We start from the raw sequence: 21416 nt of genomic DNA, 5'->3' as shown, positions 1-21416 counted from the left end.
ATGTGATAAGGAGTGAGCAGGATGCCGTTTCAAAATCCGTCTCGCGAGGCCATTAAAGAAATATTGGTGAATGCAAAGAATATTGCTGTGGTTGGCTTGTCCGACAAGCCCGACAGGGAGTCTTATATGGTGTCGGAGGCCATGCAAAAGAAGGGCTACCGCATCATTCCGGTCAATCCGATGGTCAACGGTACGATTCTGGGTGAAGCTTGCTACAAATCGCTGGCGGATATCCCGGAACCGGTCGATATCGTCAACGTCTTCCGGAGAAGCGAACAAACGGTTCCGGTGGCTGAGGAAGCGGTACGTATCGGAGCTAAGGTGTTGTGGCTGCAGTTGGGCATTTACAATGAAGAAGCGGCGGATATTGCCAAAGCCGGGGGGCTTGAAGTGATTATGGACCGCTGCATCAAGGTAGAGGATTCCATTTTGCTGCCTGGAGGGAAGTAAGTTGTTTCGGGAAAACCTGCAAAATCGTTTAGCTGTTTATTTGGTTATGGGGCTTGACGCTTATGAGGGAAGAACCGCCCTTGAAACGGCGAAGGCTGCTTTGGAAGGCGGCATTACGATGCTGCAGCTCAGAGAGAAGAAAGCGCCGTTATCCCGGGTTCTGAAGGAGGCCCGGCCGATCCGGGAATTATGCCGGGAGTTCGGCGTTCCCTTTATTGTTAATGATAGGGTAGACGTTGCCTTACTGCTTGAAGCCGACGGCGTTCATGTAGGCCAGGACGATCTTCCCGGCTCGGAGGCGCGCAGGCTGATGGGCAAGGACGCCATCGTCGGGATCTCCGCAGGGACGATGGAAGAAGTGGAATGGGCAGTGCAGAACGGGGCGGATTATCTGGGTGTCGGGGCCATCTACTCCACACTGACCAAAGGCGATGCAGGCGAGCCGATCGGCACCCGGCTTCTCGGCCAAATCAAGCAGCGCTGGAGCCGCATTCCCATGGTTGGCATAGGGGGAATCGGACACGGACAAGCCGCCCCCGTTGTAGCGGCCGGTGCGGACGGCGTAGCCGTCGTATCCGCCATTGTTCATAGCCGGGATCCGCGTCTTGCCGCCGAACGGCTGAAGCTGGAAGTGCTTGGCGCACGCTGACGATTGAAAAAAAGATCCGGCAAGGTTATAAAAAAAATCCTCCTTGAAGAAAATAAGAAAGGCTTTCGGAATAGAACGGACGAATGTGCGCCGGAACCGGAAGACTTCTTAATCTCATTCAAGGAGGATTTTCATGTATAATCAACAGGGCTTCCAAAACAATGTTCAAAATCAGGCAGGAGCTCATTACGGTTCCCAGTACCGCGGGTATGAAACCAAATACCAACCGGTGGGCTATGTTCAATCCCAGTATAACCAATCCTTGAACCAAGGAACGAACAATCAGTGGAATTCGTCTTTCGGTTCTAATCAAAACGCCGGATCTTACCACACCGCCAACTACCGCGGGAATCAAGCGGGTCATGATGCTTACCTGCGTTCGGATTCCAGTCAGCCGTCCCAAAGCCAATACAGCGGGTTTGCCAGTCAATCGAGCCAATTCGGCAGCCAGTACAACGCGGGAATAAGCCAACAATTCGGCGTTTCCAACCAACAACAATACGGACAATACCAGAACCCGCAGTCTTATCATACGGCGAACTACCGCGGGAATCAAGCGGGTCATGATGCTTACCTGCGTTCGGATTCCAGCCAGCCGTCCCAAAGCCAATACAGCGGGTTTGCCGGTCAATCGAGCCAATTCGGCAGCCAGTACAACGCGGGAATAAGCCAACAATTCGGCGTTTCCAACCAACAACAACAATACGGACAATATCAAAACCCGCAGTCTTATCACACGGCGAACTACCGTGGAGACCAACAAGGCCATGACGCCTATTTGCGCTCGGACTCCACACAGCCGTCTCAAAGTCAATTCGGGGTGAATGTCAGCAGCATCAACAGATATCAAGTCTGATTTATCGGGATTGGTTAAAAGGGACGGATATTCATTTCCGTCTCTTTTTTTCTTGCGGAGGCTTCATTTCATTGTTTGACAAAAAAAGTGTCCAAGCCTTACGATCTTAATATGAAAGGGGGAGCGGCTTGCTTTGAATTGGATGGGAAACCTGCAGCAGCTTGGCCGATCTTTGATGCTGCCCACGATAACGCTTCCCGTTGCAGCCATTTTGCTGCGTCTCGGTTCGCTGCCTTGGGAACAAATGCAATTGCCCCAAATCGGGGAAATTTTAACGATGGCCGGGACGACGATCTTTACTTATTTGCCGCTGATTTTTGCCGTGGGCGTTGCGCTCGGCCTGACGGAGAGCGCGGGCATAGCGGGAATGTCGGCCTTAATTGGGCATTATATGTTCAGTGAATCGCTGAAGCATTTTTTGGGCGAATCGTTCCAGCTTGGAGTTCCGGGCGGGATTCTGATCGGTTTGCTGGCGGCGGTAATTTATCATCGGGTGAAGCATATTCAGCTTCCCGAATATATACAATTTTTCGGTGGCCCGCGGATGGTGCCGCTGCTTATGGGTCTGGCCATTTTTATTCTGATCGTGGTCATGATTCATATAGGTCCTGTTTTGGAATCGGGCATGCAAGCGCTGACGAATGTCATCTTGGGTCTGGGCGGATTCGGGACCTTCTTGTTTGGAATCATTCACAGGCTGTTGGTGCCTTCAGGTCTTCATCACGTGTTTAATAATTTTTTCTGGTTCCAGCTAGGGGCTTACGACGCTAACGGTCAGCCGGTGTTCGGAGACCTGCCCCGTTTTTTTGCCGGCGATCCCGAAGCAGGGTTCTATATGGCCGGGTTATATCCGATCATGATGTTTGCGCTCCCGGCCATTGCGCTGGCCATTATCCATGAAGCGCGCGAAGACTTGAAGCCGAAAGTTCGCGCCACATTTTTAACCGCGGCGTTTGCCTGTTTTTTAACCGGTGTGACGGAGCCGATCGAGTTCGCCTTTTTATTCGTGGCGCCGTATCTTTTTATTGTGCATGCCATTCTCTCCGGTTTTGCGATGTGGATTGCATTTGCTCTGGACATCCACCACGGGTTCTCCTACGCGGCAGGCGCGATCGACTTTTTAATCAACCTGCACCTGGCGAAAAACGGCTGGCTCCTCATCCCGATCGGTCTGGCATACGGAATGGTCTATTACGTCTTGTTTCGTTGGGCGATACGCCGATTCCGCATCCCTACACCCGGTCGCGAGGAAGGCTCGCAGCTGGAAGAGTGGGCAGGGGATATTCCTTATCGTTCCCCGCTGATTCTGCAGGCCCTGGGGGGAAAGAACAACATCAAGAACATTGAAGCCTGCATTACCCGCCTTCGTCTGACTCTCGTCAACGATCGTTTGATGGACACCGCGGCGCTTAAGCATCTGGGCGCAGCCGGAGTCATCCGGTTGGGCGGGGGGAACGTGCAGGTGGTTTTCGGCACCTATTCCGAGCTGATCCGTGAGGAAATCAATAAGGCGCTGCGCAGGGACATTAAGCAAGTCCTGTTCAACTCGCCCATGCAGGGCCGCATGATTCCGCTGGAAGAAGTGCCGGACAAAATTTTTGCCGGGAAGATCGTCGGCAACGGGGTAGCTTTTCTCCCTGAAAAGGGGGAACTCGTAGCTCCTGTGGGCGGTAAGATCATCCATGTATATCCGTCGCTTCATGCGATTGGTATCGAAACGGAACATGGTCTTCAGGTACTGCTGCATATCGGTATCGACACGTCTCATCTTCAGGGGAAATATTTCACCTGCTTCGTTAAAGAAGGAGACCAGGTGGAGCCTGGTCAGCTGCTGGTTCGGTTCAATTTGAACAGGGTGAAAAAGAACAGTAAATCGCTGGCGACGCCAATGCTGATCACCAACGTCGATAAGGTCAAGTCATGGAGCTTTGCGCCTTATAAAACGGTGAAAAAAGGCCAGGCGTCCGTTATGTCGGTCGTACTCAAGGATGCCGTCACAGAGGGAGGGAACGCTTTTGATTGAGGGAATCGGAGCATCATCCGGTATTGCCATGGGCAAAGCTTTTGTCATCCCGACATGGGAATGGGACTTTCCCGATAAGCTGATCGACGTTGCGGATTTGGCTTATGAATTCGAACGGTTATATGACGGGATCCATCATTCCAAGGTGGAGATCGAGCAGATCAAGCAAGAGTTCGTCAGTGTACTGGGCGAAGAGCAGACGCAAATTTTCGACGCTCACCTGGCGATCCTTGAAGACCCGATCTTTATGAGCGAAGTGCAAGGGATCATGCAGCGCCAGTATAAGGCTGCGGAGGTAGCGGTCAAGGAAGCGATTGATAAATTTGTCAACATGTTCGATCTGCTGGACGATCATTACATGAAGGAGCGGGCGCTGGATATTAAGGATGTCGGCAACCGACTGCTCAAGCATTTGCTCGGAGCGCTCGAAGAGACGCTCCCTCCTAAGGATCAGCCGTATATTCTGGTAGCTAAAGAATTAATTCCTTCCCAAATGGTTCATCTTGACGTCAATCAAACGATGGGGATTGTTACGATGATGGGGGGCAAAACCTCGCACGTGGCCATCATGGCCCGCGCCATGAGCGTGCCTTATGTGCTTGGGCTTGAGGGAAAGCTGCAAACGCCGATTCAAAACGGAGATTACCTTATCATCGACGGAGATGAAGGGATCGTTTACGTCAATCCGGAGGAAGAAATTATTCGGCAGTACGAAGCGCGAAGGGAATCTTGGAAGGCGGTCCAGGAACAGCTGCAAAAATTGGCGCACCTGCCTTCCCAAACCGAAGACGGCTGGCAGATGAATCTTGCAGCCAACATCAGCTCGGTGAAGGAGCTGGATTTAGTGATCCGCAACGGGGCATCCGGCGTGGGTCTGTTCCGGACGGAATTTTTGTACATGGACCGGAGCACCTTCCCGCAAGAAGAGGAGCAGTTTGTTGTTTACCGTGAGGTCGCCGAGCGGCTTCAAGGGAAGCCGGTCGTGATCCGCACGCTCGACATCGGCGGCGACAAGCATTTGGATTATTTGGCATTGCCCGAAGAGGAGAATCCTTCGCTTGGATACCGCGCGATACGAGTGATGCTGGACCGGACCGATTTGTTCAAGACGCAGCTGCGTGCCATCCTCCGGGCCAGTCATTACGGCAGCGTCAAAATCATGTATCCGATGATCAGCAGCCTAGAAGAGCTGCATCGGGCAAATGAATTGCTGGAAGAAGCCAAGCAGGAGTTGAGGGAAGCTAAAGTGCCCTTCAGCGAGGAGGTTGAGGTAGGCATTATGATTGAGCTGCCGGCATCGGTCATGATCTCCGACCTGCTGGCCCAAGAGGTTGATTTCTTCAGCATCGGTACGAACGATCTGGTACAGTACGTACTGGCTGTAGACCGGATGAATGAACAGGTGGCTCATCTGTACGATCCTTATCATCCTGCGGTGCTGCGTATGCTGAAGATGATCGTAGATAACGCCAAGCGGTTCAAAACGCATGTCAGCGTATGCGGCGAGCTCGCAGGGGATATACGCGCCCTGCCGATCTGGCTGTCGCTTGGAATTAAGGAATTAAGCATGTCGGTCCAAGCCATATTGAAGGTGAAAAACAGCTTGCTGCAAAGCAAATACAGCGATACCGAGGGCATATGGGACGAGTTGTCCAAATGTACGTCCAGCTCCGCTGTCATCAAGGTGCTCGGCCGCTATCTGGAGACTGATTTGGTGGAGGAAACCAAACCTCATTGGCCGGCAAGCGGCTGCTGTTAACCCGTTCGCCGTTGCAAGAGACGATCCATAAATTTGTGGGAGGAAAACGAAGATGGAATTAAAAGGCCGCAAAGTGCTTGCTTTTGTAGACGAGGATTTTGAAGATTTGGAGATGTGGTATCCGGTGATGCGGCTGAAGGAGGCCGGAGCGGAGGTGCACCTCGCCGGTCCCAAAGCCAATACGGTATATCACGGCAAATACGGGGTTCCGCTGACAACCGACCATGCTCTGGATGAAGTTCGTTCCGAGGATTATATTGGCTTGTATATCCCCGGCGGCTGGGCCCCTGACAAATTGCGCCGTTATGCATCCGTGCTTCGGCTCACCAAGGAATTTCATGCTGCCGAGAAGCCGATTGCCCATATTTGTCACGCCGGCTGGGTGTTGGCATCCGCCAAAATTTGTAAGGGCTATACCATGACCTCGACCCCGGGGATTAAGGACGACCTGGAGAACGCCGGAGCCATCTGGGTGGATCAAGAGGTTGTAGTGGACCGGAATATCGTCTCCGGCCGCAGGCCCCCGGATCTTCCCGCATTTACGAAAACGTTCGTCGACGTATTGGCCGGGTATATCCGCAAATAAAGCTTCGGCAAGTTGATAGCAGTTAGGAGCCAAAACGGAATGCATGTATTCATTCGATGGCTGCCTTCCCTGCTGTGGATGGCGGTCATTTTTTATTTGTCTTCCCGGACAGGGGAAGATGTGGGCGGCTGGCTGGACATCGTCCGCCGCTTTGTTCCGATGATGGAAGGCTTTGATTGGGGACATTTTGCGGCCTATTTTATTTTGGCCTGGACATATCTATGGGCATGGCGTCCGAAGCGGTTAAGCCTTGGAGTTAAGCTTGCCGTTATACTGCTTTGTGTTCTGTACGGCGTGACCGATGAATACCACCAATCGTTCGTTCCGGGGCGGACGCCCGATCTCAAGGATATTCGCAATGACGCTATCGGAGCCGCACTAGCCATGCTGCTGCTCTATATTCCTTTTGTCCGGCGCTGGTACGGCCGGCTCTCCGGTGCTAAATATTACTAACCGCCTTTCGGAAGGAAAAGTTGAACCAAGGTAGAATATCTGAACCTATGGAGAAAGGGTTGGCTGTCGTCATAAAGGAGTGGTATCGTTGCAGAAGCAGTGCAAATGCGGTGAATACATGGGTATCCGCCTCCGCACCGTGATTTATCAAAACAAAGTTGAAATCGAAAACGTCCCTGTTTTTTCTTGTGAAGCTTGCAGCCGAAGTGAAGTATATCCCGAGGTGAAGCCGGAGCTGACCGGATTAATCGGAACGCTTGGCAGCAAGCCGGAAAAGCAGCAGCTGCAATTCGAGGAGGTCAGCGAAGTCGCCCATCTGATGGTAAAAGTGACGGATAAGAATCGGGCTTCCGATCCGGTGGAAGCCATCATCCAGGAACGCATCAACGAGCTGCTGGATTTGCTGCTTCTTGCCCAGTCGCTTAACGACGGGCCGTGGGTGGATGATATTAGAAAACGCTTGTCTCAAATCGCCAAACATGCCATAACAGTACACGATTTTTGAAAGCCGCTGCCCTGCAGTTGGCTTTTTTTGATGTAATTTGATACTATGAACATAGGATTAAGCCTATATTCGTTGCGAAATCAGGCATTTTGTCGTATGATAAGGCTAAATGACATGATCGCATTATAATTTTTAACATTGGAGAGAATGGCCGTGACTGTGACAATTTATGATGTAGCAAGAGAAGCGGGCGTTTCCATGGCGACCGTTTCCCGAGTAGTCAACAACAATCCCAACGTGAAGCCGCAAACACGGAAGAAAGTTTTTGAAGCCATTGAGCGTTTAGGCTATCGTCCGAATGCGGTGGCCAGAGGCTTGGCCAGCAAGAAGACGACAACCGTCGGCGTGGTCATTCCCGATATTTCCAACTCGATATTCTCCGAGGTCGCAAGAGGCATCGAAGATATCGCCAACATGTATCACTACAATATTATCCTTTGCAATGCGGACAAAAAGAAGGATAAAGAAATACGCGTCATCAATACCCTTCTCGAGAAGCAGGTTGATGGACTGCTCTTTATGGGCGGCGCTATCACGGAAGAGCATATTGAAGCGTTCAAGACCTCTTCGGTTCCGGTCGTGCTTTGCGCGACGGCGGATGAACAGAAGACCATCCCGTCGGTCGATATCGACCATGAGAAGGCCGCTTACGATGCGGTGCAATTGCTGATTCAGAAAGGCCATCGTCAAATCGCCATGATATCCGGAACCCTGCAGGATCCGACGAACGGATATGCGCGTTACCAAGGCTACAAGAAGGCGTTGGAGGAGGCCGGGATTCCGCTGCGTGAGGATTATGTCCGTATCGGTAATTACCGTTACGAATCAGGTCTTGAGGTCACGAAATATTTCATGGAGCTGGACGAGCGTCCTACGGCTATTTTTGCGGCGACGGACGAAATGGCGATCGGCGCGATTCATGCGCTTCAGGATAGCGGGCTGAAAGTGCCGGATGATGTATCCGTCATCAGTGTGGATAATATCCGGATGGCGTCCATGGTTCGGCCTCAGCTGACGACGGTAGCTCAACCGATGTATGATATCGGCGCCGTGGCGATGCGTCTTTTGACCAAGCTGATGAACAAGGAAACCAAGGATGCCTCGGAGCTGACGCAGGTTACGTTACCTCACGATATCATTCAAAGAAATTCGGTGGCTTCACGCTAAACGTGAGCCACTTCTTTTTGTAAAGGAGGACTTGGCTTGGCTTATTCAAAAATCGGCGTCATCGGGGCGATGAAGGAAGAGATCGAACTGTTCCATAACCATATGGATCAGGTAAACGAATCGGTAAAGGCGGGCGTGGTGTTCTATGAAGGACAATTTCATAGCCGGCCGATCGTGCTCTGCAAATCGGGTGTGGGCAAAGTAAACGCTGCCGTAACGACGCAAATTTTGATTGATACATACGGGGTGGACGCCATTGTGTTTACCGGAGTGGCCGGGGCGGTAGATCCGGATCTGAACGTGGGGGATATCGTCGTATCGACGGAATGCCTGCAGCACGATATGGACGTAACGGCGCTTGGCTTCCCCCGGGGCACGATACCTTATGAAGAGACATCGTTGTTTGCCGCAGACGACCGTTTGCGGAAGCTTGCTGTGGAAGTGAGCGGCGAGTTATTCGGCGGACGGGTGAAAGAAGGGCGTGTGCTTTCCGGAGACCAGTTTATCGCGAGCCGTGAAACGGTGGCGCAGCTGTACACGGAGCTCGGGGGAGCATGCACGGAGATGGAGGGCGCGGCTGTAGCTCAAGTCTGCACCATGAACGGGGTTCCTTTTGTCGTCATTCGCTCCATGTCCGATAAAGCGGATGGTTCGGCGCATGTGAACTTTGCGGAATTTACCGTCCAGGCTTCAGAGAATTCATACCGTATTGTAGATCAATTACTGAAGCGGCTGCAATAAAAAACTGCCGCAGCGCTTTAAAATAGATAAGGAGAGTCGTTCAATCATGTCATCGGTAACAATGGATCAAATTGTCGCTCTGGCAAAGCACAGAGGGTTTATTTTTCCCGGCTCCGAAATTTACGGAGGCCTCGCGAACACTTGGGATTACGGTCCACTGGGAGTGGAGCTCAAAAACAACATCAAACGCGCATGGTGGAAAAAGTTTATTCAAGAATCGCCTTATAACGTAGGTTTGGATGCGGCTATTTTGATGAATCCTCAGGCTTGGGTCGCTTCGGGCCATGTAGGCAATTTTAACGACCCGATGATCGACTGCAAAAAGTGTAAGGTGCGTCACCGTGCGGACAAGCTGATCGAGAATGCTTTGTCGGAAAAAGGGATCGAGATGATTGTGGACGGATTATCCTTTGCCGATATGGAAAAGCTGATTGCCGAGCACAGCATCGTTTGTCCGGACTGCGGGGCTATGGATTATACAGAAATCCGCCAGTTCAATCTGATGTTCAAAACATTCCAGGGCGTGACGGAATCAAGCGCCAACATCGTGTATCTGCGTCCGGAGACAGCGCAGGGCATCTTCGTCAACTTCAAGAATGTACAGCGTACGATGCGCAAAAAGCTTCCGTTCGGCATCGGCCAAATCGGCAAAAGCTTCCGAAATGAAATTACACCGGGCAATTTTACGTTTCGGACCCGTGAATTCGAACAGATGGAGCTGGAGTTTTTCTGCAAGCCGGGGGAAGATCTGCAATGGTTTGAGTACTGGCGTTCTTTCTGCCGTGACTGGCTCCTGTCTCTAGGCATGGCGGAAACCAGCATTCGTCTGCGGGATCACTCCGAGGATGAGCTGTCCCATTACAGCAATGGTACTACCGACATTGAATATAAATTCCCGTTCGGATGGGGCGAGCTTTGGGGTATCGCTGACCGCACGGATTATGATTTGAAGCAGCATATGGCGCATTCCGGCGAGGATTTCCATTATATCGATCAAGAAACGAACGAGCGCTACATTCCTTACTGTATCGAGCCTTCGCTTGGTGCAGACCGTGTGACGCTGGCCTTCTTGATCAACGCCTACGAAGAACAGAAGCTTGAAGGGGATGACAGCCGTACGGTGCTGCACCTGCATCCGGCACTGGCGCCTTACAAAGCGGCGATTTTCCCGCTGTCCAAGAAGCTTTCGGAAGGGGCGAATAAAGTATTTGCCGACTTATCCAAGCATTTCCTGGTGGATTACGACGAAGCCGGATCGATCGGCAAGCGGTACCGTCGCCATGATGAGATCGGTACCCCGTTCTGTATCACATATGATTTCGACTCCGAGCAGGACGGACAGGTGACCGTTCGCGACCGCGATACGATGGAGCAGACACGGATGCCGATCAGCGAATTGAAAGCATTCCTTGAATCAAAAATCGAATTTTAACAGGCAAAGCCCGCTTGAACCGGTTGTCGCAGGTCAGCGGGCTTTTTCTTTATTCGGCGGATCATCGCCGATCTTCCGTTCAGCACATTTATTTGGGCAAATACAGCATGGCAAGCTCTTTGGTTTGCCTATTTTTTTGTGTAATTTCGTTTCGGCGAGGTATCGGCTCCCAGGTTTCTACAGGATCTAGCCATGTGGAAGGAAGCGCTTCACTGCAGTAGGGCTGCCATTCCTTAAGCCATGAAGACGGCAGAGCCAGCTCCGGGTCCTTCTCCAGCTGCCCGATGATCGCGTGCTCGCTCATTTCAAGCCAAAGCAGGCTCCAGGCCCGCGGAACGACTCGCCAAATCTCATACCCGCCTCCGCCGAGCGCCACCCAACGACCGCCGCAATATTGATGTGCGAGTTGGTGAATGAAGCGCGGCATCGCCCGGTATATTTCCATACTGCAGTGCATGTGTGCCAACGGATCGAAGGCATGCGCGTCGCAGCCGTGCTGTGAAACGATTAAATCAGGCTTGAACTGCTCCGCCACTTTGCCAAGCACTTCGCTGAAGCATTCCATCCACGATTCGTCTTCGGTGTAGGGTTCCAGCGGCACATTGACGGTTGTCCCGAACCCGGAGTCGGCTCCCCGTTCATTCACCGCTCCGGTTCCCGGGAACAAATACTTCCCTGTTTCATGAATGGAGAATGTGCATACGGAAGGGTCCGTATAGAAGCTCCACTGCACGCCGTCACCGTGATGCACGTCCGTATCGATATAGAGTACTCGGCTGCCGTAAGCGCTTTTAGCATGCGCAATGGCAATCGCCGCATCGTTATATACACAAAAGCCCGACCCTTTGCTGGGCATGGCGTGATGCAGTCCGCCGCCCAAATGCAGCGCATGCACCGTTTCCCCGGTCATGACAGCGTCCACAGCTCGAATCGACCCGCCGACCAAGCCCATGGTAATGTCGTTCATGCCTGGAAAGAAGGGGGTATCCTCCGTAGCCAGCCCGTATTTTTCCGCTTGCTGCAGCCATTTCTGTTCAGGTTCCGGATAACTAAGGGCGGTGACGGCTTGAACATATTCCCTGGAATGCACATGGTAAAGCTGTGCTTCCGCTGCTTTACCGGGGGAAATGACGGATTCGGGGGGCAGAGCCCCCGCTTTTCGCAGCAGGTCCACGGTCAAAATTAATCTTTTTGATTAAACGGATGGCTGTCATTAAAACGGTATGCGGTTTCATTCTCGTCGTAAATGAACAAGGCTTTGGAATTCATGACTTTTCACGCCTCCATCAGTACATAAACCGCTGCCGGAACCGAACACGGTCGAATTTCTCGACAGAGGACAACGGTACGTTTTTACCGATGCGTACCATCAGACAGTTTGCAGGATGAGAGCAAATCTCCGGATCGTCGGTGGCATACCAGACCATATCCACGCTTTTCATCAGCTGCTCCATCATATTGCGATACTGCCAGACCGTGAGCCCGGTAGCTTCCAAATCCCAATGCCAATAATATTCCGTTGTAAATGTGATGACGTTCTCCAATTGCTCACCTTCAAATGCCAGCTTGATCAGCTTTTTGCCCAGTCCGATACCGCGGAAATCGTTAGCGACCTCGATGGCTCCAAGCTCGATCAGATCGTCCATCCCGCCTTCGGACCAACGCTCCAGCTCATCCGGATAATGGAAGGTGACATATCCTATGATTTGATCGGAGATTCGTGCGGCAATGATCCTTCCTTCCGGCAGTTCGGCTATTTCTACCAAGGCTTCCCACTGATCTTTCGGCCGCCGAAACGCATCCAGATCCGGATGAAGGGAGTATGTGCGAAGCCGTTCAGGCGGTATAGGGCCCTCAACGATCATCTCGGTGTTCTGATACGGGATAACCAGGGAATGATATATTTTGATATGTTCCATCTGTGCAGACCGACTCCCTTCCAGAACCTTCACTACGTAGTAGCATAACAAAAAATTGGTCGAATAAAAAGGGTTATGGTATAATAAAATAGAGCTTTATGAAAGCGTTTTAAATTAATGGGTAAGCTGGATTTTGGGAGGTATGTGTAGTGGACCGCGCGAATATAGAAAGCATTGCACCCGTATCATCATCATCCAATATGAAAAATTATGAAGAAGAGCGTGCCGGCTTCAACTGGGAAGCCGTCGAAAAGACTTTTACCTGGTCGGATACGGGAAAAGTCAATATGGCCCACGAGGCGATTGACCGTCATGCCGATTCGACCCGGAGAGACAAGGTAGCGCTGTATTACAGCGATGACCGAAGAGACGAGAAATACACTTTCCTCGATATGAAGCTGCAGTCCAATCGCTTTGGCAACGTGCTTCGCAAGCTCGGGATAGGGAAGGGCGACCGTGTATTTATTTTCATGCCGCGCACGCCGGAGCTGTATTTTGCACTGCTGGGATCGATCAAAATCGGCGCTGTCGTTGGACCGCTTTTCGAAGCATTCATGGAAACCGCCGTCAAGGATCGTTTGGAGGACAGTGAAGCGGTTGCCATCATCACGACGCCTGCTTTGCTCTCGAGGGTTCCTGCGGCGGAACTGCCGCATTTGAAGCACATCATTCTAGTGGGGCAGGATATCACGCTTGCTGAAGGCCAAGTTGATTTTTATAAAGAGATGGCTTCCGCTTCCGAGGAGCTTGAGCTGGAATGGGTAGACCGCGAAGACGGGCTTCTAATCCATTACACTTCCGGTTCCACGGGTAAGCCGAAAGGCGTATATCACGTTCATAATGCGATGCTGCAGCACTATTACACCGGACGGGTCGTGCTTGACCTTCAGGAGCAGGATGTGTACTGGTGTACGGCCGACCCCGGTTGGGTTACAGGCACTTCCTACGGTATTTTTGCGCCATGGCTTAACGGTGCGACCAATGTCATCCGCGGAGGAAGGTTCAGTCCGCAGGACTGGTACAAGACGATCGAGAAATACAAGGTCACGGTATGGTACAGTGCCCCGACCGCATTCCGCATGCTGATGGGTGCGGGGGACGAGACTGTAAAGCAATTTGATTTGTCCTCACTTCGCCATGTGCTTAGCGTTGGAGAGCCTTTGAACCCGGAGGTCGTGCGTTGGGGGCTGAAGGTATTTGGTCAGCGAATCCACGATACGTGGTGGATGACCGAAACCGGCGGCCACCTGATTTGTAACTATCCGTGCATGGCGATCCGTCCCGGTTCGATGGGCAAGCCGCTGCCCGGTATAGAAGCGGCGATTCTCGACGATGCAGGCAACATACTGCCGCCTTACCGTATGGGCAATCTGGCCGTGAAGACGCCGTGGCCGTCGATGATGCGTAAAATATGGAAAAATCCGGCTAAATACGAGGAGTACTTCCGTATCCCGGGATGGTATATTTCCGGAGACTCCGCGTATATGGATGAGGATGGGTATTTCTGGTTCCAAGGCCGAATCGACGATGTCATCAACACGGCCGGGGAGCGTGTGGGCCCGTTTGAGGTGGAAAGCAAGCTGATCGAGCATCCGGCTGTCGCAGAAGCGGGCGTTATTGGCAAGCCGGATCCGATGCGCGGAGAAATTATTAAGGCGTTCATTGCCCTGAGGGAAGGCTATACTCCTTCTGAAGAGTTGAAGGCCGATATTGCACAATTCGTTAAGGTAGGGCTGTCTGCGCACGCTGCTCCTCGTGAGATTGAATTCAAAGATAAGCTGCCGAAAACCCGCAGCGGTAAGATCATGCGCCGCGTGCTTAAAGCATGGGAGCTCAATTTGCCGACAGGCGACCTCTCGACGATTGAAGATTAATAACAAATCAAAGCTGCATAAACAAACCCGGTCTTCGTTGACCGGGTTTGTTTGCTGTAAATCACAACGTATCACTTTTTATATTTTACGGGCGCGGAATGCTTGGATTCCCCCAGATCGTTTGTTGCCGAGATCTTGTAATACCCTTCATACGAGACCGCATAGTAGCGGAATTGTGTTGCCCCGGTCACGGTGCCGATTTTGGAATAGCTTCCGTCTTCTTTGTCGCTGTAGTAAACGGTATATTGATTCACACGGTCTTTGCCGGGGTTGGCTTTCCACTTCATCTCAATCCCGCCGCCGCTGGATCTTACGCTCAGGCCCGATGGAGCGGAGGGGACCTGGTCAGGCTTTTCCGCACTTCCGGAATCAGAGCCCGGCGGCTGATCTTCTTTGCCCGAAGACGATAGGGGCTGCCCCAGCGATCCATCCGTATAAGCCGCTTGGCTTGGCGCGGATTCTTTGCCGGCTACATCTACCGCCGTGATGTAATATCCGAATACGCCTGCGCCAGGCGTGGTGTCCGTAAACTTCGTTTCCTCTCCCGCAATGACCACTTTGCCGTTCACCCGTTGGAACGGTCCGCCGTTGGAAGAACGATAGAGACGATATCCGACGATATCCGCGCTGCCGCTGGCCTGGAACGTAATGACACTTGTATCTCCCGAGCGGGTGGAGACAACGGTTGTCGGCGCTGCAGGGGGTTTCCCGTCATCTGTTCTCGGATCGTTCTTTGACGGTGCGTCCATATCATAGTCACTCGGGCGATAGAAGCTTAAACTTCTTTTACGGCTTGCCGGGAGCTTGCTAATGACGCTCTCCAGCTCTGCAAACAGTTCGTTAAGCGGTTTTTCCCTGCGGATCACCATTTTCTCCTGAACGAAATCGGCCGGGGTTTCGGCATGGGCAATATAATTGATTCCGTTATAAGTAATGATCGGGAGTTTAACGAGCACATTGTCTTCCTCGGTCGGCAGGAATTTCTTGTTAAACAAGTCCGTTACCTGTTTCCCCGCCTCTATAGTCGCTTGACTCGGAAGCTTGCCTGATAGGCTGGATACCGTCATCTGTACGATATTGTCCGGGCGATTGAAATTCTTGGTAGGGAACAGCTCAGGACGCTTATCGATCGCCATGTTCATAGTGAGCGCCCATATATTTTTGGCGCGGTTCGTCCCGCCGGTTTGTTTGCTCAGCTTATGGATCGGCAGCTCGTACCCGGCCCACACGCCTAAGGTAATATCCGGGGTGTACCCCATAAACCACGCATCCGCATCGTCCTGTGTGGAACCCGTTTTCCCGACAATCGGTACTTTTCCATAATGTTTGAATTTCTTCATCAGATCTGTCGCCGTTCCCGAAGTAATCACGGTACGCATCATATCCGTCATGAGATAAGCCGTTTGTTCGGAAAAAGCGGTGGACGGATTCAACTGGTGCTCGTAGATGACCTTGCCATTGGAGTCCGTTATTTTTTGGATCAAGTACGCTTCGTTATAAACTCCGTTGTTGCCGATCGTTGCATAGGCGTTGGTTAATTCTTTTACCGTTACACCGTATTTTAAGCCGCCGATAACACCGGTTTGCGCAACATAATCCGCTTCCGTGATGGATTTAATCCCCATTTTTCCGGCAAATTCCCATGCTTCCTTAATGCCGACAACGTCCAAAAACAGTTTGATCGCCGGAATGTTGTACGATTGGTCGAGAGCTCTTCTGGCAGTAATCAGCCCGCGATATTTGTTGTCCCAGTTTTCCGGGATGTGATAACCCCGGGTACCGTCCTTAAGGATGATCGGAGAGTCATCGATCACTGATGCGGGCTGAAGGCCTTTTTCCATGGCAGGCAAATAGGCGGCGATCGGCTTCATCGTGGACCCCGGCTGGCGGTAAGCTTGGGTGGCGTGATTCAACTGCTCTTTAAAGAAATCCCTGCCTTCCATCATGCCAAGAATCGCACCTGTCCTGCTTTCTATCATGACCGCTCCGATTTGTTCCATTCCTTTAACTTTATCGTCCGGTGAGAAGTTTTTCGGATCCTGAGCGATGTCACGCATCGAGTCGTAAATTTCTTTATCGATCGTTGTGTAAATATGATATCCGCCGCGCTTGAGCTGCGCCTGAATCTCTTTGAGCTCTTCGTTATAGAGCTCCGGATTTTCTTTCTGGTCCAAATCCGGGTGTTCTGCTTTCAGCAGCACTTTCGCGGCTTCCTTCTCCACCTCGATCATCAAATAAGGATAGGTGGAGTAAGCTTTCTTCACCCGTTCAGCGAGCGAGCCTTTCAAATCGAACTGAAGTGCCTCCTGATACTGCTGATCGTTTATTTTTCCTTCCTCCAACATTCGGCGGAGCACCAGCTGCTGGCGCTGCACCGCGCGTTTGAAGGCGGCGCCGTCGAACACCCCGCTGCTGTTGAAGGTGGAATAATTGCTCGGCTGCTGGGGAAGGCCAGCCAGAAATGCCGCTTGGGCAACATTCAGCTGGTTTAAGTCTTCAATGTTGAAAATCCCTTTCGCAGCCGCTTTGATCCCATATAGATTGTAGCCGGAAGAACCGTTGCCGTATGGAATTTTGTTCAAATAAGCGAGCAGAATCTGGTCCTTGGACATAATGCGTTCCATTCGCATCGCAAGCAGTATTTCCTTGGCCTTCCGGCTGTCGGCTTTATCTAATGACAGGTAAACGCGTCTGGCCAGCTGCTGGGTAATGGTGCTGCCCCCGGTTTGGACGTCTTCATTCAGCAGCTTTTGGATAACGGCGCGCATCGTCCCTTTAACGTCAACCCCGTTATGTTCATAAAAATGATTATCTTCAATGGCGAATACGGCATCAATCACCAGTTGAGGAATTTCGTTCAAATTGGCCAAACGGCGGTCTTCCTCCGTACGGATTTGACCAACGAGCGTATTATCGCGAAAATAGACGAATCCGGTTTGTGCATCGTCTTGCATCTGGGCGACCATGGCTTCCTTGCTGCGGACGGGATCGTCCTTGACTAAAGCGGATACGTATCCGAACGCGGCCCCTCCCCCGAGAAATCCGGCGATCATTCCAACGATAAACATCCATTTGAAAGTGAGCAGCGTGTATTTACCGATGGACTGCAGAACCTCTTTATAGTTTTGAGGCTTTTGTTCCTTTTCCATAACTACGGTTTCCTCCCGATTGGAAAACATTACTTAAACATTATAGCATATAGAGTCAAGCCGAACAGCGGCATTAGGCTCTCAGGATCACTGTTCATGATGTTTGGCTTATGCCGCAAGCACAAACGGGGCCGTTTGACACCGATAGCAAACGTATGGTATAACTAAGCTTAATTGCATCAGATCCAAATGCGTTGAAGGACATCAGTAGGATAAGGAGACAAGCTTTCAGAGAGCCGGTGGACGGTGGAAACCGGTACTTGACCTTATACCGAATTACAGTCCGGAGCAGCGGAAGGGAACGCCCGATGGCCGTATCATACGGTATCAGGCCGGTAGCTTCCGATCGGGCAACCCCCGTTATCCTGCTGAAGTGAAAGCCAAGACTGGCGTTTATCTGTTTAGCAGCGGAATTCGCACTACAGGTTTCGTCTGTCTCGCTTTAATTAGGGTGGTACCGCGAGCTAAACCTTCTCGTCCCTTGAGGATGAGAAGGTTTTTTTGTATTTTTGATACTTGGGAGGAATGAAGCAAATGACAAAATGGGAACAACTGACTGCGGAACAGCAGAACGAAGTGAACCGACAATTGGAAACCATCCGGCGCGGTGTGGTCGAAATCGTTCCGGAGGACGAATTGAAGCAAAAAATCATCGACTCGGTTGCTACGGGAAAACCGCTTAAAGTAAAGCTTGGACTGGATCCGTCCGCGCCGGATATTCATGTTGGGCATACGGTTGTGCTGCATAAGCTGCGCCAATTTCAAGAGCTTGGTCATCAGGTGCAGCTCATTATCGGTGACTTTACGGGCCGCATCGGGGATCCGACCGGGAAATCGGAAACGCGGAAGCAGTTGACGGAAGATGACGTGAAGCGCAACGCTTTGACGTACCAGAAGCAAATCTACAAAATTCTCGATCCGCAAAAAACGCAGCTCTTTTATAATTCCGAATGGCTCGGGCCGCTTACGTTTGCTGATGTCGTTCAACTGTCCGCCAAGGTGACCGTGGCGCGGATGCTTGAGCGGGATGACTTCTCCAAGCGCTATGCCGGAGGTTTGCCGATTCATATTCATGAGTTCTTTTATCCGCTCATGCAGGGCTATGACTCGGTTGCTTTGAAAAGCGATATCGAGCTCGGAGGAACCGACCAGAAATTCAATCTGCTGATGGGCCGAACGCTTCAGAAGGAATATGGCTTACCCGCTCAAATTGCGATTATGAATCCGCTGCTTGAAGGCCTTGACGGGGTACAGAAAATGAGCAAAAGCCTCGGCAACTATATCGGTATCGATGAAGAGCCGAACGAAATATACGGAAAGGCGATGTCTGTACCGGATGAATTGATGCTCAAATATTACGAGTTGGCCACGGATATTTCGAACGAGGAGCTGCTGCAGCTGCGTGAGGGCATCGCACAGGGCACGATCCATCCTCGCGACGCCAAAATGCGTCTGGCTCACATGTTCGTCCGCATGTATCACGGAGAGCAGGCGGCAGACGATGCACAGCAGCATTTTGTAACCGTATTTCAGCAACGGGCGCTGCCGGACGATATTGAAGAGGTAACGCTTCCGCCTGAAGCGCTCGAGGGCGGGAAAATCCGAATCGCCAAGCTGCTTGTGACGCTGGGATTGCAAAGCTCAAACAGCGAAGCAAGACGGAGCGTACAGCAGGGCGCAGTGAAGGTGAACGAACGGAAGATCGTTGACCCGAACGAGGAGCTGACGCCCGAAGGCGGCGAAATCGTACAGGTTGGCAAGCGTAAATTCGCCAAAATCAAGCTTGGCTGAAACAACAAAAAACCTTGGTTCTTCCGAAGAAGAGCCAAGGTTTTTTCGTATCGTTAAGATTAACGGCTGTAAAACTCGACGATTTGCTTTTCATCGATCTCTTGAGCAAGCTCGGCACGCTCAGGCAGGCGGACATATTTGCCTTCCATTGCGTTTTCGTCGAACTCAAGGTAAGCCGGCAGGTAGTTGCGGTTAGCCAAAGCTTCTTTAACAACAGACAGGTTGCGGCTTCTTTCGCGAAGGCCGATCACATCGCCAGGCGTTACGAGGTAAGAGGCGATATCTACTTTTTTGCCGTTTACCGTGATGTGACCGTGAGCAACGAGCTGACGGGCACCTGCACGGGAGTTGGACAGACCCAGACGGTAAACCAGGTTGTCTAAACGACTTTCGAGCAGGAACATGAAGTTCTCACCGGCGATACCTTGCATTTTAGTTGCCTTGTCAAACAGGTTGCGGAATTGCTTCTCGTTCAGACCGTACATGTGGCGCAGCTTTTGTTTTTCTTGCAGCTGTAAACCGTATCCGGAGATTTTTTTGCGCTGACCCGGGCCGTGTTGGCCAGGCGGGAAAGGACGTTTCAATTCTTTGCCGGTACCGCTCAAGGAGATGCCGAGACGGCGGCTTAATTTAAATTTAGGACCAGTGTAACGTGACATGGATTAGAGTGCTCCTTTGTTCATAAAGTAAGATAGTTTTGGTTTTAATAACGGGTGAAGCGTGTGCCCGACTTTGTTTCTCATGCCCATGTGGCGTCCGAAGGGAAAAAACCAGCCGCGGTCCCGTCGGCAACAAAATCAACAGAGGGTGACACAAGCTTCCACAATAAGCATACTTGGGTAAAGTCCCGGTGGCATGCCTATTCTCGACAATTAATTTTATAAGATATAACAGGGCTGTGTCAAGCTGCAATCCCGTTCGAGAATCTCTTCTTTTTTGATACAATGGGAAAAGCTTGAAGTGGGAGGTTACAGCATTGGGGCAATGGAATGTTCAGCACATGTCGGACGTTCTGAATTCGTATGGTGTCGTCGGTCATCTCGGAGGTGCGCTGCTTGCCGTACTGCAGACCGTTTTTCCTTTTGTTCCATTTGTGCTTGTGGCTGGGATGAATGTTCTGTTATTCGGGTTATGGGGCGGGCTGGCCATTAATTATTTGGGTGCCTGCCTCGGCGCGGTCATCGCCTTTTATGCTGCCAGGCACTGTGGAAGAAGCTGGGTTCAGAAAAAGCTGGTGAAATACAGAAATATCGAAAAGCTTAACGTGCAGCTGGAACGGCGCGGCATGCTGTTCATTGCCTTAAGCCGCTTGATACCGGTGCTCCCGTCCTTCGCGATCAATTATGGCGCGGCGGTGATGAAAGTAAGGGCGAGAGATTTCATTGCAGGAACCCTTATCGGTAAAGCGCCGATGATATGGCTCGAATCATTGATCGGGCACGATCTTCTGCATTTTGCCAGATATAAGGGGCGGCTCTTGGTCCTTCTGGCGGCGTTCGCCGTGATGATCGTGATCGGCAACCGATTCAAAAATAAGTGGATGAAAAACGAAAATGGAATGTAGACCGTCAAAAAGTCCAACGGTAAGATGTCAAGTCCCTGATTCGTGAGAATTGGAAATTTTCTTGGCTGCAGAGCGCAGGGGTCAGGAAAAATGGCAGCACCAAACTAAACCCAGTCGAAAATCGAGTCAATTACCAGATTTTAACTGGGAATCCGTGAAGGACTTTGGCAAAGGAGGCATAAACCTTCGCAGTTGTCACCTTCCTTCGAGGCGTGCAGAGTTGGCCGTTGCGTAGCAGCACATCGACCAGACGCACAAGTTTTCTTGCTGTTAAGACGAGGCGCGTTTGTGTTGGCGCTTGGGTACTTCGTTGTACTTCTTCCGGTAGTACTCGCCGAATTAACGGATCGCGGTTTTTCACCGAGTTGGCAGCTTCAACCAGGTAGTACCGCAGGAATCGGTTGCCGGAACGAATGCGTTTGGTATCCTCAGCCTCGAACGGGCTGGACTGGTGCCAGGAGAGAGACGAATTTCCCCGAATGGAAATACTATACGAGG

At 51.5% G+C, this 21416-nt stretch carries 17 protein-coding genes, 2 pseudogenes and 1 other annotated feature; of the genes and pseudogenes, 14 read left to right on the top strand and 5 right to left on the bottom strand.

The window, feature by feature from the left end; all coding sequences use genetic code 11:
- The first annotated feature begins 21 nt into the window (after window positions 1-21).
- From EXW96_RS12365 to EXW96_RS12315, 11 genes are all read left to right on the top strand, one after another.
- A complete protein-coding gene (locus EXW96_RS12365; protein WP_062407818.1) occupies window positions 22-450 on the top strand; it encodes a CoA-binding protein in 429 nt (142 codons plus the stop codon).
- Between the two features lies 1 nt (window position 451).
- A complete protein-coding gene (thiE, locus tag EXW96_RS12360) occupies window positions 452-1099 on the top strand; it encodes a thiamine phosphate synthase (RefSeq protein ID WP_054818037.1) in 648 nt (215 codons plus the stop codon).
- 133 nt (window positions 1100-1232) lie between these two features.
- Complete coding sequence (locus tag EXW96_RS12355) at window positions 1233-1955, top strand: hypothetical protein (RefSeq protein ID WP_062407820.1); 723 nt, start codon at window positions 1233-1235, stop codon at window positions 1953-1955.
- Window positions 1956-2088: 133 nt separating this feature from the next.
- Window positions 2089-3978, top strand: a complete 1890-nt coding sequence (locus tag EXW96_RS12350; protein WP_174350657.1) for a glucose PTS transporter subunit IIA — start codon at window positions 2089-2091, stop codon at window positions 3976-3978.
- Window positions 3971-5737 (top strand): phosphoenolpyruvate--protein phosphotransferase, encoded by a 1767-nt coding sequence (gene ptsP / locus EXW96_RS12345; RefSeq protein WP_174350656.1) that lies wholly within the window; start codon window positions 3971-3973, stop codon window positions 5735-5737. Before EXW96_RS12350 ends, ptsP begins: the two co-directional genes overlap by 8 nt.
- A gap of 52 nt (window positions 5738-5789) precedes the next feature.
- Complete coding sequence (locus tag EXW96_RS12340) at window positions 5790-6323, top strand: type 1 glutamine amidotransferase domain-containing protein (protein ID WP_054818039.1); 534 nt, start codon at window positions 5790-5792, stop codon at window positions 6321-6323.
- A gap of 39 nt (window positions 6324-6362) precedes the next feature.
- A complete protein-coding gene (locus EXW96_RS12335; protein WP_062407827.1) occupies window positions 6363-6776 on the top strand; it encodes a VanZ family protein in 414 nt (137 codons plus the stop codon).
- A gap of 88 nt (window positions 6777-6864) precedes the next feature.
- Window positions 6865-7281 carry a hypothetical protein gene (locus EXW96_RS12330; protein ID WP_054818040.1) on the top strand — a complete coding sequence of 139 codons (417 nt, stop codon included), beginning with the start codon at window positions 6865-6867 and terminating at the stop codon, window positions 7279-7281.
- A 147-nt stretch (window positions 7282-7428) separates the two neighbouring features.
- A complete protein-coding gene (ccpA, locus tag EXW96_RS12325) occupies window positions 7429-8448 on the top strand; it encodes a catabolite control protein A (RefSeq protein ID WP_174350655.1) in 1020 nt (339 codons plus the stop codon).
- Between the two features lie 36 nt (window positions 8449-8484).
- A complete protein-coding gene (locus EXW96_RS12320; RefSeq protein ID WP_174350654.1) occupies window positions 8485-9189 on the top strand; it encodes a 5'-methylthioadenosine/adenosylhomocysteine nucleosidase in 705 nt (234 codons plus the stop codon).
- A 46-nt stretch (window positions 9190-9235) separates the two neighbouring features.
- Window positions 9236-10621, top strand: a complete 1386-nt coding sequence (locus EXW96_RS12315; protein ID WP_054818042.1) for a glycine--tRNA ligase — start codon at window positions 9236-9238, stop codon at window positions 10619-10621.
- Between the two features lie 88 nt (window positions 10622-10709).
- On the opposite strand, the pseudogene EXW96_RS12310 reads toward EXW96_RS12315, so the two are convergent.
- A pseudogene (locus EXW96_RS12310) lies at window positions 10710-11890 on the bottom strand (acetoin utilization protein AcuC).
- 17 nt (window positions 11891-11907) lie between these two features.
- The gene (locus tag EXW96_RS12305) at window positions 11908-12540 is read right to left on the bottom strand and encodes a GNAT family N-acetyltransferase (protein WP_054818043.1); all 633 of its coding nucleotides are present in this window, start codon (window positions 12538-12540) and stop codon (window positions 11908-11910) included.
- 149 nt (window positions 12541-12689) lie between these two features.
- Between EXW96_RS12305 and acsA the strand changes: the two genes are divergently transcribed.
- Window positions 12690-14414 carry an acetate--CoA ligase gene (acsA, locus tag EXW96_RS12300; protein WP_062407832.1) on the top strand — a complete coding sequence of 575 codons (1725 nt, stop codon included), beginning with the start codon at window positions 12690-12692 and terminating at the stop codon, window positions 14412-14414.
- A 71-nt stretch (window positions 14415-14485) separates the two neighbouring features.
- Here acsA and EXW96_RS12295 read toward each other — a convergent pair whose 3' ends face one another.
- Window positions 14486-17563 (bottom strand): transglycosylase domain-containing protein, encoded by a 3078-nt coding sequence (locus EXW96_RS12295; protein WP_174350653.1) that lies wholly within the window; start codon window positions 17561-17563, stop codon window positions 14486-14488.
- 185 nt (window positions 17564-17748) lie between these two features.
- Window positions 17749-18048: a binding site (T-box leader), on the top strand.
- A gap of 49 nt (window positions 18049-18097) precedes the next feature.
- Between EXW96_RS12295 and tyrS the strand changes: the two genes are divergently transcribed.
- The gene (gene tyrS / locus EXW96_RS12290; RefSeq protein ID WP_074728173.1) at window positions 18098-19354 is read left to right on the top strand and encodes a tyrosine--tRNA ligase; all 1257 of its coding nucleotides are present in this window, start codon (window positions 18098-18100) and stop codon (window positions 19352-19354) included.
- A 59-nt stretch (window positions 19355-19413) separates the two neighbouring features.
- Here tyrS and rpsD read toward each other — a convergent pair whose 3' ends face one another.
- Window positions 19414-20013: a 30S ribosomal protein S4 gene (rpsD, locus tag EXW96_RS12285; protein ID WP_054818045.1), complete on the bottom strand. Its 600-nt coding sequence runs from the start codon at window positions 20011-20013 to the stop codon at window positions 19414-19416.
- A 317-nt stretch (window positions 20014-20330) separates the two neighbouring features.
- On the opposite strand from rpsD, the gene EXW96_RS12280 reads away from it, so the two are divergent.
- Window positions 20331-20918, top strand: a complete 588-nt coding sequence (locus EXW96_RS12280) for a TVP38/TMEM64 family protein (protein ID WP_074728171.1) — start codon at window positions 20331-20333, stop codon at window positions 20916-20918.
- 130 nt (window positions 20919-21048) lie between these two features.
- On the opposite strand, the pseudogene EXW96_RS27475 reads toward EXW96_RS12280, so the two are convergent.
- Window positions 21049-21387 (bottom strand): annotated as a pseudogene (locus EXW96_RS27475) (hypothetical protein); the annotation flags it as partial.
- Window positions 21388-21416: the final 29 nt, after the last annotated feature.

This window comes from Paenibacillus sp. JMULE4 (assembly GCF_013337105.1).
Classification (GTDB): Bacteria; Bacillota; Bacilli; order Paenibacillales; family NBRC-103111; genus Paenibacillus_G; species Paenibacillus_G naphthalenovorans.
The sequence above is the reverse complement of the archived record's forward strand: the minus strand, read 5'-3'. Positions and strand labels throughout refer to the sequence as shown.

Excerpts from the sequence above, each read along its gene's own strand:
- ccpA (WP_174350655.1), top strand. The coding sequence starts at position 7,429 with ATGGCCGTGACTGTGACAATTTATGATGTAGCAAGAGAAGCGGGCGTT.
- EXW96_RS12315 (WP_054818042.1), top strand. The coding sequence starts at position 9,236 with ATGTCATCGGTAACAATGGATCAAATTGTCGCTCTGGCAAAGCACAGA.
- EXW96_RS12305 (WP_054818043.1), bottom strand. The coding sequence starts at position 12,540 with ATGGAACATATCAAAATATATCATTCCCTGGTTATCCCGTATCAGAAC.
- EXW96_RS12355 (WP_062407820.1), top strand. The coding sequence starts at position 1,233 with ATGTATAATCAACAGGGCTTCCAAAACAATGTTCAAAATCAGGCAGGA.
- EXW96_RS12335 (WP_062407827.1), top strand. The coding sequence starts at position 6,363 with ATGCATGTATTCATTCGATGGCTGCCTTCCCTGCTGTGGATGGCGGTC.
- rpsD (WP_054818045.1), bottom strand. The coding sequence starts at position 20,013 with ATGTCACGTTACACTGGTCCTAAATTTAAATTAAGCCGCCGTCTCGGC.
- EXW96_RS12340 (WP_054818039.1), top strand. The coding sequence starts at position 5,790 with ATGGAATTAAAAGGCCGCAAAGTGCTTGCTTTTGTAGACGAGGATTTT.
- EXW96_RS12295 (WP_174350653.1), bottom strand. The coding sequence starts at position 17,563 with ATGGAAAAGGAACAAAAGCCTCAAAACTATAAAGAGGTTCTGCAGTCC.
- tyrS (WP_074728173.1), top strand. The coding sequence starts at position 18,098 with ATGACAAAATGGGAACAACTGACTGCGGAACAGCAGAACGAAGTGAAC.
- EXW96_RS12365 (WP_062407818.1), top strand. The coding sequence starts at position 22 with ATGCCGTTTCAAAATCCGTCTCGCGAGGCCATTAAAGAAATATTGGTG.